Origin of the sequence: Cellulomonas sp. C5510 (assembly GCF_019797765.1) — a bacterium.
In the GTDB taxonomy this organism is placed as follows: domain Bacteria; phylum Actinomycetota; class Actinomycetes; order Actinomycetales; family Cellulomonadaceae; genus Cellulomonas.
This window is the reverse complement of record NZ_CP081862.1, coordinates 81,991-91,575: the sequence shown is the minus strand read 5'-3', so window position 1 is coordinate 91,575 and position 9,585 is coordinate 81,991. Positions and strand designations below refer to the sequence as shown.

Genomic DNA, 9,585 nt, shown 5'->3' with positions numbered 1-9,585 from the left:
CTGCGGGACGGGGGGCCGGGGGCGCGGCGGTCGCCGCGGCGGCTCAGCCCTTGATGCCGGTCTGCGCCACGCCCTCCTGGAACGAGCGCTGCGCGACGGCGTACGCGGCGAAGATCGGGACGAGGGCGACGACGGACCCGGCCAGCACCACCGACAGCGGCACCTGCTGCTGGCGCAGCGACGCGATGCCCACGGTGAGCGTCCACATGTCCGCGCTCTTGCCGATGATGAGCGGCCACAGGAAGTCGTTCCAGTGCCACAGGAACACGAACGTGCCGAGCGTCGCGAGCACCGGCTTGCACAGCGGCAGCACGATCGTGGCGAACGTGCGCCACTCCCCGGCGCCGTCGATCTTCGCGGCCTCGAACAGCTCGTCCGGCAGCCCCTTGATGAACTGCCGCATGAGGAACACCGCCTGGGCGTTCGCCAGCGACGGCAGGATCAGACCCCAGTACGTGTCGACGCCGCCGAGCTTCGCCATGACGATGAAGGTCGGGATGAGGGTGACGTGGTACGGCACCATCACCATCGCGAGGAACGACCAGAACATGGCCTCGCGCCCGGGGAACCGCTTCTTGGCGAACGCGTAGCCGGCCATTGACGCCATCACGAGCACCGCCACCACGGACACCACGGAGTAGATGACGCTGTTGAGCGTCCAGCGCAGCATGTCCTGCCCCGCGAGCACGTCGCGGAACGCGGAGGTGTCGAGGTTCCACGGCAGCAGCGACGACGGGAAGTCGATGGCCGTCTCGGGCCGCAGCGCGATGACGACCATCGCGTAGAACGGGAAGATCGTCAGCAGCGAGCCCGCCGCGAGCAGCAGCCCGCGCAGCACCTTCCCCCGGCGCGTGGGCTCGAGGGCGCGGTACGGGCGGCGGTGCGGGCCGGCCGAGGTCGTCGGGACGGCGGGCGGGGCCGTGACCTGTGCGGTGGGGGCGCTCACGATTCCCTCCCGAGGAAGCGTCGCTGGACCACGGCCACGACGAGCGTCATGGCGAACAGCGCGACGCCGATCGCCGCGGCGTAGCCGTAGTCGACGTACTTGAAGCCCTGGTCGTAGAGCATGTAGACGAGGGTGTAGCTGCCGCGGGCGGGACCGCCCTGGGTCATGACGAAGATCAGGTCGAAGACCTGGAACGACGCCGTCGTCTCGATGACCGCGAGGAAGAACAGCGACGGCTTCAGGTGCGGCAGCACGATGTACCGGAACCGAGCGAGGGGGCCGGCGCCGTCGGTCAGCGCGGCCTCCTCCAGCTCGCGCGGCACCTCCTGGAGGCCGGCCAGCAGGATGAGCATCCCGTAGCCGAACCGCGACCAGACGCCCACGAGCACGAGCGCCGGGACCACCAGCAGCGACGAGGACAGCCACGACTGCCCGCTGCCGCCCAGCCACTGCGAGACCGTCGACACCGGGCCGTCGGTCGAGAACACCCAGACGAACACCGTGCCCGCCAGCACCAGCGAGGTGATGACCGGCAGGAAGAACACCGACCGGAAGAACCCCACCCCGCGGAACCGGCGTCGCACCGCGAGCGCCATCACCAGGGACAGCCCCAGGGACAGCGGCACGGCGAGCAGCGTGTAGAGCACGGTCACGCGCAGGGCCTGCCAGAACACCGGGTCGCCGACCATGCGCTCGAAGTTCGCCAGCCCCTCCCACTCGAGGCTGCCGGAGATGTCGTAGTCGAAGAACGACAGGCCGACGCCGGCGATCGCCGGACCGAACCGGAACGCCAGGAACAGCAGGAACGTCGGCAGGGCGAACAGCAGGCCGGTCCGCGCGTCCCAGCGCGCCATCACCGACCGGCCACCGGCCCGGCCGGGCCCGCCGCGGCGCGTGGGCGCCGCGGCGGGCTCGCGGAGTGCAGAGGTCATCGCCTGGTCAGCCCAGCATGGCGTCGGCCGAGGCCGCGGCGTCGTCGAGGGCCTGCTGCGCGGACTTCTGCCCGAGCAGCGCGGCCTGGATCTCCGGGGCGAGGACGCCCATCACCTCGCGGGCGTGCTCGTTGACCGGGCCGACCGTGGTGTCGGGGATCGTCTTCTCGATCGCGCCGTACACCGGGTCGTCCGCGTAGAGCTCGCCGGTCGAGGACAGCGGGGAGAACATCTTCGCGGTGGTGACGAACTCGGTGACCGGGTCCGCCGAGGTCACGAAGTCGATCCACGCGCCGGCCGCGTCCTTGTTCTCCGAGCCCTTGAGCATCGACAGCGAGCCGACGGTGCCGTAGCCGACCGTCTCCTCGTGGGTCAGCGGCGGCTGGATGACGATGTTCTCGGTGCCCCAGTACGCCTCGACGTCAGCCGGGCCGGACTGCCAGGTGCAGGCGACCTTGTTCTGCGCGAGCGCCGTCTGCTCGATGCTCGGCGTGGTGGTGATGAGGTCGGGCTCGAGGTAGCCGCCCTCGTTCAGCTCGACGAGGAACTCGAGCGCCTCGACGCCCGCGTCCGAGTTGAACGCCACCGACGTGCCGTCCTCGCTGAACACGTCGCCCCCCGCCTGCCACAGCAGCGGGTAGAACGTCATGTTCAGCGTGACCTCGGGCGAGCCCCAGTAGTTCGTGGCGTAGATGCCCTGCTCGGCCAGGTCCGGGGCGATGTCCAGCAGGTCGTCCCAGGTCTCCGGGTACTCGGTGGCACCGATCGCGTCGAACGCCGCCTTGTCGCACACCAGCGGGTTGGAGCTGGTGAGCAGCGGCGCGCCGAGCATCTGGCCGTCGACGGTGATCGACTCGGCGACGTTCGGGAGGATGTCGGCGACGTGCTCCTCGGACAGGTAGCCGTCGACCGGCTCGATCGACGACTGGTACGTCGCGAGCTGGTCGGGGATCAGGTACACGACGTCCGGGCCGGTGCCGGACGCGATCGCGGTGGTCAGCGACTCGTCGCGGCCCGCCCACGGGTACACCTGGACGGTGACGTCGACGTCGGGGTTCTCCGCGGTGAACGCCTCGACCTGCGCGTCCCAGAAGTCCTGGTGCGCGGTCTCGTCCGCGATGATCGGGTAGATCCACATCGTGACCTCGCCGGACAGGGCTCCGTCCTCGCCGCTGCCGGCGGCGTCGCCGTCGGACGAGGAGGAACAGCCGGCGAGCAGGACCGTGCAGGCGGCTCCGGCCGCCACCAGCGACTTCGTCGCGAGTCTCATCGCATCTCCTTGATCAGGACCCTGGGGTCGGGGGAAGGCAGGGACTGCTGGGGGACGTGCGGGTGGTGCGTGGTGCCCCGGGCGGCGGCCGTCACGCGGCGCCCACCTCCCGGACCTCGCCGGTCCGGCGCGCCTGCTCGGCGGCGAACACGACGAGGTGGCTGTCGAGGGACTCGGCCGCTCCGGACCGGACCCAGGTGCGGTCACCGGTGGCGACCGCGGCGGTGAAGGCGTCCATGAGGCCGGCGTCGCCGCCGCCGTGGCCGTCCGCGGCGTTCGAGCCGGCCGCGCCGGTGTCGAGGACGCGCACGGTGTTGTCCCGGAAGTCGACGACGCGGACCCGCTCGCCGTCGCCCTCGAGCGACCCGTGCGTGCCGAACACCCGCGTCTGCCGGTGGGTCTGCTCGGAGAACGCCGTCATGGTGAACGTCGCCGCGGCACCGCCCTCGAGCCGCATCGCGACGACCTGGTGGTCGACCACGTCGTTGTCGCAGTCCCACACGCAGCGGCCGTACGGGCCGGTGCGGAGCGCGTCGACGACCCCCTGCTCGTCCGTGCGCGACGTGATGACCGTGACCGGCCAGACCGGGCCGTCCGCGCGCAGCGTGCCGAGGTACAGGCGCGGGGCGGAGTACGGGCACCCGGGCTCGAGCGCGCAGTCGAGGCACCGGTCCGCGGCGCCGGCGGGCCGGTGCTCGGGGCGGAACTCGGTGAGCGACCCGAAGGACGACACCCTCTCGACCCGCAGGCCGGTCACGTACCGGATCCAGTCGACGTCGTGGCAGGACTTGGCCAGCAGCATCGGCGCCGACTCGTCCTCGCGCCGCCACGGGCCGCGCACGTAGGAGTGCGCCATGTGCCACCAGCCGACCGGCTCGAGGTGCTGCACGTCGACCACCCGGCCGAGGACCCCGGAGTCGACGACCTCCTTCACCAGGTCGGTGTACGGCGTGTACCGCAGGACGTGGCAGACGCCGAACAGCACGCCCGCCCGCTCGACCGCCGCGACGATCCGGCGGCACTCCGCCTCGGTCGGGGCGATCGGCTTCTCCAGGAGCACCGCGTAGCCGAGCGCCGCGAACGCCTCCGCCGGCTCGGCGTGGTCGCGGTCCTGGGTGGAGATCACGACCATGTCCGCGACCCGGCCCTGCGCGGCGAGGTCCCGCCAGTCGTCGTAGTGCGTGACGCCCGGGTCGCCCGCGGCGACGAGCTCGCGCCGGTGCGGCTGCGGGTCGGCGACGGCGACCAGCCGGGCGCGTCCCGGGTTCGCCCGCGCCCACGCCAGGTAGGTCTGGCCGCGGTTGCCGGCGCCGACCAGGGCGACGGTGACCGGCGGCAGTCCGGCGACGGCGTCGGCGGTGCTGCGGCGCGGCGCGTGCTCCCACGACCGCGGGGCGGGGGCGGCCGGTGCCGTCGGCGACCGCGTCGCCGCGGCCGCCGGGACGCCGGTGGGCGCGCCCGTCGTGCGCGGGGACGTCTCGCTGCTCGTTGCCATGCCGACCGCCTGGGGACTCGTCACGTCGTGGACTCGTCCGCGCGGTGCGCGTCGTGGCGTCGGGGCCGTGCTGGCGGTCGTCCTCCCCGTCGAGGGCGACCGTCTGGCGGAGCGCAGGGGGCTGGCCTGCGTCGCGACGACCCTCCCGGGCTGGGGCGGGTCGTGCAGTGGGACGGGACGCTAGTCCGGGGCGACCGCCCCGTCAACCACCTCGGGGCCGCCGACCGTCGTCACCGCGGGGGCGTCCGGGTCGTACCCGAGGTCCCGGGAGATGTGCCGGGCGGAGTCGCGCACGGTGCGCCCGAGCTCCTGGTAGTGCCACGCCGGCTGGTCGAGCTTGAGGCCCGTGATGGAGATCGCGCCGACGCACGCGCCGTCGTGCCCGAGCAGCGGCGAGCCGATGCAGAACACCCCCTCGGCGTCCTCCTCGTCGTCGATGGCGTAGCCCTGCGCGCGGCTCTCGGCCAGGTGCGCGACCAGCGTGTCGACGTCCGTGATGGTGCGCGACGTCCGGCGCATGAGCCCCACGCGCCCCACCAGCTCGCGCACCTGGTCGGGCGGCAGCCACGACAGGATCGCCTTGCCGAGGCCGGTGGAGTGCGGCAGCTCGTGGCTGCCCATCCGCAGGTCGAGCCGGATGCGCTCGTTGCCGCCGACCTGGTCGATGACGACCGCCTGGTCCTGGACCAGCGTCGCGAGCCGCGCCGTCGCCGAGGTGGTGCGGGCCAGCGCGACGAGGTGCGGCCGCGCCACGTCGCGCAACGACGTCTGCGCCAGCGCCTGCGAGCCCAGGCGTGCGAGGGCCATGCCGAGCCGGTAGCGCCGGGACATGCCCGCGCCGTCGTCGGCCACCAGCCCGCGACGGGTGAGCGTGTACAGCGTCGCGAAGGCCGCGCTCTTGGACAGCCCGAGCGCCTGACCGATCTCGGTCACGGACATGCCGTCACCGGGTGGTCGAGCCGCCAGGAGCTCCAGCACGTCGACGGCACGGGCCACCGAGCGCACCCAGTACCGGGAGTCCTCGGACTCGGGCGGGCTCGGCTCCATGTGGTCTCCCCTGCAGGCCGGGGCGCCGCGCCGGCGCCGTGCTGCCAGGCTAGCCGCTGTTCGGTACCGCCGACTAGTGTCCGAGGCGGACGGCCGATCGCGCCCGTCGAGGCCGAGCCGGTCCCGCCCGCGCCGCGCTCCGCCGCTGTTCGGTCGTGCCGAACGCACAGGAGGACAGGATGCGACTGGGGATCGTCGGGGCCGAGTCGACGCACGTCGACCAGGTGCTGCGGCTCGCCCGGGCGGGCGCACTCGGCCCGGGTGTCGACGTCGCCGTCGTCGCCGTCCCGGACGCCGAACCGGCGGGGGACGACCGTCTCGCCACGCTCCGCCGCGCGGGCGCCGCGGCCACGCGGTCGGGCACACCGGAGCGCACGGCGGCCCTGCTCGCGCGCTCCGGCGTGCAGGCCGTGCTGCTGGCCACCCGGGACGCCCGCGGGCACCGCGCGCTGGCCGAGCCGCTGCTGCGGGCGGGCCTGCCGCTGCTCGTCGACAAGCCGTTCACCGCCGACCCCGAGGACGCGGCGCGGCTGGTGGAGCTGGCCGCGGCGCACGGGCTCCCGCTGAGCAGCGCCTCGGCCCTGCGCCTGCACCCGGACGTGCGCGCCCTCGCCGCGCGCTGGCGCCCGTCGCCGTCCGGCCTGACCGTCACGGCCTCCGGGCCGGCCGACCCCGCGTCCCCGCACGGCGGCCTGGCGTTCACCGCCGTGCACGTGGTCGAGGCCGCCCTCGGGGTGCTGCGCGACCCGGTGTCCGGGCCGGTCGCGGTGGTCGCCGGCGCCGGCACCCGGACGGCGCTGGTCCCCGCCGGGCGGGACGTGGGGGTGGTGACGGTCGCGACCCCCGGTCGCGGTGCCGATAGCGCCGGCACGCCGTACCAGGTGGCGGTCACCGGGGCCGACGGGCGGGAGGACGTGCGGGTCGAGCTGGGCGCCGACTACCTGCGGCCGGTGCTGTCCCGGTTCCTCGCGGGCGTGCGCAGCGGCACCGTGGCGCCGTCGGGTGCCGCACTGGTCGACGCCGTCCGCGTCCTCGCCGCGCTGTGCGCGTGACCGACCGGCCCGGGCGCGGCGGAGGGCAGCACCCGGTCGGGGTGCTGCCCTCCAGGGGTGCGGTCCAGCCCGGCCGCGGCCCCACGTGCTGCCTTGCGCTCCGCCACGAGCACTTTCCAAACGCCATTCGGCACAACCGAACGGACAGTTCATTGAAGCGCGCGACCGGGTCGGCGGCAAGGCCTGGGCGTTACGGTTCTGTAAAGCCTGCCGCTGTTCGGCATTGCCGAACGTAGAGCATCAGGCCACCAGGTTGCCGTCCGACAGGACGCGGTCCCCCGTCGCCGGGAGCGCCGTCCGGGTCACGCCGCGCTCCACGTTGGCCGTGTGCAGCAGCGACGACCCGGGCCCGAACGCCGCGTCGGCGAGCTCCAGCCGACCTCCCTCGAACGTCGAGCCGGTCGCGCGGTAGTGGTTGCTCCCGCCCGTGAGCGCGACGTGCGCGACCGCGTCCCCGCCGGCGACCCCGGTGTACCCGTCGAACGACCACGACAGGGTCCCGCCGGTCGCGGCCCGCCCGAACACCACACCCGACGCCGGGGCCCCCGTCGCCCGCGTGCCGCCGGTCACCTCGAGCGCCTGATCCCCGGTCCCGGCCAGCAGGACCCCGGTGCCGGCCAGCTCGGTCCCGTCCAGCACCAGGCGGGACGACGCCACGGTGAGCGCCGCGCCACCCTCGGAGCCCTGGAGCGTGCAGCCCGTCAGGATGAGCGGGCCGGTCCCGGAGAACAGGGTCGTGCCGCCGTCCAGGCCCGTGATCGTCGTCCGCACCAGGTGCACCGGCGTGGAGACGTTCGCGGCCACGAACGGCATCGACGCCAGCTGGTCCGCCAGGCCGATCACGCAGTCCTCGATCACCGTGGGGCGTGCGGACAGGTCCGTGGCCTGCGAGAGCTGGAACCGCCCGTCGACCCGGCACCCGCGCATCTGGAGGCCGTCCGCGTTCACCCACATCCACGACGGGTAGTCCGGCATGCTCGGGTCGCGCACCACCTGGCAGTCCTCCAGCGTCAGGTCGACGACGCCGACCCGGGCGAAGAACAGCGCGGCCACCTGCTGCCGCACCGTCACCCGCTTGGCGCGCCCGCCCCAGGTCGCGCCCGAGTTGGCGAAGGTCATCAGCCCGGAGTTCCCGATGTAGGTCAGGTCGTGCTCGTACTGCCCGTGCGTGACGAAGGGACCCTGCACGTCGCCGTCGCCGTGGCAGTTCTCCACGGTCGAGTACGCCGCGCAGGTGAAGTCGTTGAGGTGCCGGGCGTTCGAGGTCCGGCAGTCCACCACGTGCGCGTACAGGCAGGAGATCTGCTGGGTGAGGTAGCCCGCGCCGCCGAGCGTCACGCTCACCGGGTTGGCCAGGGAGCACTGCGACGTCACGTACGACGTGTTCCACCGCCGCATCACCACGGGCCAGAACGTGCGCTCCGCGGCGACCTGGTGCACGTCGCAGTGCGTCGCGTACTCGAAGGCCACCGGGTGCGAGCCCGACACCTGGTCCGTCCCGGTCCCGCGGAACCGCATCCGCTGCACCGTCACGCGCTGGACCGGCTCGACGCGCGTGAACGTCAGCACCCGGCCCGCCGCCAGCGGCCAGCCCGTCTTGTAGCCGAGCCGCACGTGCGTGGCGTCGACCACCTGCGTCACCTGCACCAGGTACATCAGCTCGCGCTCGGCGCTGCCGCCCCCGGGCCGGGTGTCCGTCTGCACGGCGTACCAGTCCCCCACCGCGAACGCCCCGGAGTCGGGCACCGGCACGATGTCGACGAGCTCCGGCAGCGCATCCGGCAGCGTCGAGGTCACGACGTGGTCGGTCACGGTCCCCCGGAAGAACATCACCGCCGCGAACGGGTCGTTGGCCGCGGCGGGCTCGATTCCCTCGGTCGTCACCAGGTGCCCGCCGAAGTCGAGCACGAGGTCGGACCGGGTGAACCGGTGCCGGCGGGTGAAGGTGAGGTCCGTGTGCGCCTCGATGCGGTGCACCGCCGGGTCGCCGACCATCGCGTCGAGCGCGTCGTCCGCCGGCGTGCTCGCGTCCAGGACGCCGAGCTGCCGGAAGTCGAGCACGCCGTCGTGGACGAGCAGCCAGCGGCCGCGCGACCGTCGCTCCGAGGCGATCACCGTGCCACCGTTCGCGTCCGCGGTGGCGGCGGCGTCCCACCGGGTCACCATCCCGCCGCCGTCGCCCGGCGCGGCGTACCCCGCGACGAGGACGACGGCGCCCGCGGTGGGCTGGAGACGCTTCAGGTCGGCGACCGTGGCCACGGTGCCGGTGGTGCGGGCGCCCGCGCCGGCCGGCGCGGGCCCGCGGCGACCGGGGAGGCGGCGGACGCCGTCCGGGCCGCGCCGAGCGCGACGGCCGACGCCAGGAGGCCGGCCCCTCCGGTGCGCAGGAGCGCGCGGCGGGACGCGCGGGCGGGCGCGGGCGCCGGGCCCGGGTCGGCGCCCGGGTCGGTAGCGCCCGGGTCGGTGGCGGACGGGTCGGGAGCGACGGTGTCGTCGGGGGTGGTGCGCATGCGAGGACCTCCAGGACGAGTCGGTGCGGACTGTCCGTGGGAGGTGCCGGGAGGCGTGCGGGTGGTGCGGTGGCGGAGCGCCCGTTCCGGGCAGCCGCGGCTTCGTGCCGGTGGGCGCCGCGACCAGCCGAACGTAGGACCGTCCCGGAGAGGGTGTCAACGGCCCGGCGCCGACCCGGTCGGTGACGCGTCAGGGGCAGTGGACGGCGGGCCCGGCGCGTCCTATCGTGGCGGCACCATCCAGAGCGACCGAGAGACCTGGCTCGTCGACGTCGCAGCAACCCCCCTCGCGAGAGGGTGAGGGTGCTTCCGCCAGGATCGATGGAGCGAAGC

At 74.0% G+C, this 9,585-nt stretch carries 8 protein-coding genes and 1 riboswitch; of the genes, 1 reads left to right on the top strand and 7 read right to left on the bottom strand.

Annotated features, from left to right (window positions below):
- Nucleotides 1-43 precede the first annotated feature (43 nt).
- The 5 genes from K5O09_RS00410 to K5O09_RS00390 form a co-directional block, all read right to left on the bottom strand.
- Nucleotides 44-946, bottom strand: coding sequence for a carbohydrate ABC transporter permease (locus K5O09_RS00410; protein ID WP_255595924.1), 903 nt, complete (start codon nt 944-946; stop codon nt 44-46).
- Nucleotides 943-1,878 (bottom strand): carbohydrate ABC transporter permease, encoded by a 936-nt coding sequence (locus K5O09_RS00405; RefSeq protein WP_222170951.1) that lies wholly within the window; start codon nt 1,876-1,878, stop codon nt 943-945. The genes K5O09_RS00410 and K5O09_RS00405 overlap by 4 nt, the downstream gene beginning before the upstream one ends.
- A gap of 7 nt (nt 1,879-1,885) precedes the next feature.
- The gene (locus K5O09_RS00400; protein ID WP_222170950.1) at nt 1,886-3,148 is read right to left on the bottom strand and encodes an ABC transporter substrate-binding protein; all 1,263 of its coding nucleotides are present in this window, start codon (nt 3,146-3,148) and stop codon (nt 1,886-1,888) included.
- 91 nt (nt 3,149-3,239) lie between these two features.
- Nucleotides 3,240-4,643, bottom strand: coding sequence for a Gfo/Idh/MocA family protein (locus tag K5O09_RS00395; RefSeq protein WP_222170949.1), 1,404 nt, complete (start codon nt 4,641-4,643; stop codon nt 3,240-3,242).
- Between the two features lie 180 nt (nt 4,644-4,823).
- Complete coding sequence (locus K5O09_RS00390) at nt 4,824-5,690, bottom strand: IclR family transcriptional regulator (protein WP_222170948.1); 867 nt, start codon at nt 5,688-5,690, stop codon at nt 4,824-4,826.
- Nucleotides 5,691-5,869: 179 nt separating this feature from the next.
- Here K5O09_RS00390 and K5O09_RS00385 point away from each other — a divergent pair, with 179 nt between their 5' ends.
- Complete coding sequence (locus K5O09_RS00385; RefSeq protein ID WP_222170947.1) at nt 5,870-6,742, top strand: Gfo/Idh/MocA family oxidoreductase; 873 nt, start codon at nt 5,870-5,872, stop codon at nt 6,740-6,742.
- 240 nt (nt 6,743-6,982) lie between these two features.
- On the opposite strand, the gene K5O09_RS00380 is transcribed toward K5O09_RS00385, so the two are convergent.
- A complete protein-coding gene (locus tag K5O09_RS00380; RefSeq protein ID WP_222170946.1) occupies nt 6,983-9,001 on the bottom strand; it encodes a peptidase C14 in 2,019 nt (672 codons plus the stop codon).
- Nucleotides 8,980-9,252, bottom strand: a complete 273-nt coding sequence (locus tag K5O09_RS00375; RefSeq protein WP_222170945.1) for a hypothetical protein — start codon at nt 9,250-9,252, stop codon at nt 8,980-8,982. Before K5O09_RS00375 ends, K5O09_RS00380 begins: the two co-directional genes overlap by 22 nt.
- Before the next feature lie 233 nt (nt 9,253-9,485).
- A riboswitch (SAM riboswitch) is annotated at nt 9,486-9,580 on the top strand.
- Nucleotides 9,581-9,585 lie beyond the last annotated feature (5 nt).

Bases quoted from the DNA above. Each gene is read 5' to 3' on its own strand.
- K5O09_RS00405 (WP_222170951.1), bottom strand. From the start codon at position 1,878: ATGACCTCTGCACTCCGCGAGCCCGCCGCGGCGCCCACGCGCCGCGGC.
- K5O09_RS00400 (WP_222170950.1), bottom strand. From the start codon at position 3,148: ATGAGACTCGCGACGAAGTCGCTGGTGGCGGCCGGAGCCGCCTGCACG.
- K5O09_RS00395 (WP_222170949.1), bottom strand. From the start codon at position 4,643: ATGGCAACGAGCAGCGAGACGTCCCCGCGCACGACGGGCGCGCCCACC.
- K5O09_RS00390 (WP_222170948.1), bottom strand. From the start codon at position 5,690: ATGGAGCCGAGCCCGCCCGAGTCCGAGGACTCCCGGTACTGGGTGCGC.
- K5O09_RS00385 (WP_222170947.1), top strand. From the start codon at position 5,870: ATGCGACTGGGGATCGTCGGGGCCGAGTCGACGCACGTCGACCAGGTG.
- K5O09_RS00375 (WP_222170945.1), bottom strand. From the start codon at position 9,252: ATGCGCACCACCCCCGACGACACCGTCGCTCCCGACCCGTCCGCCACC.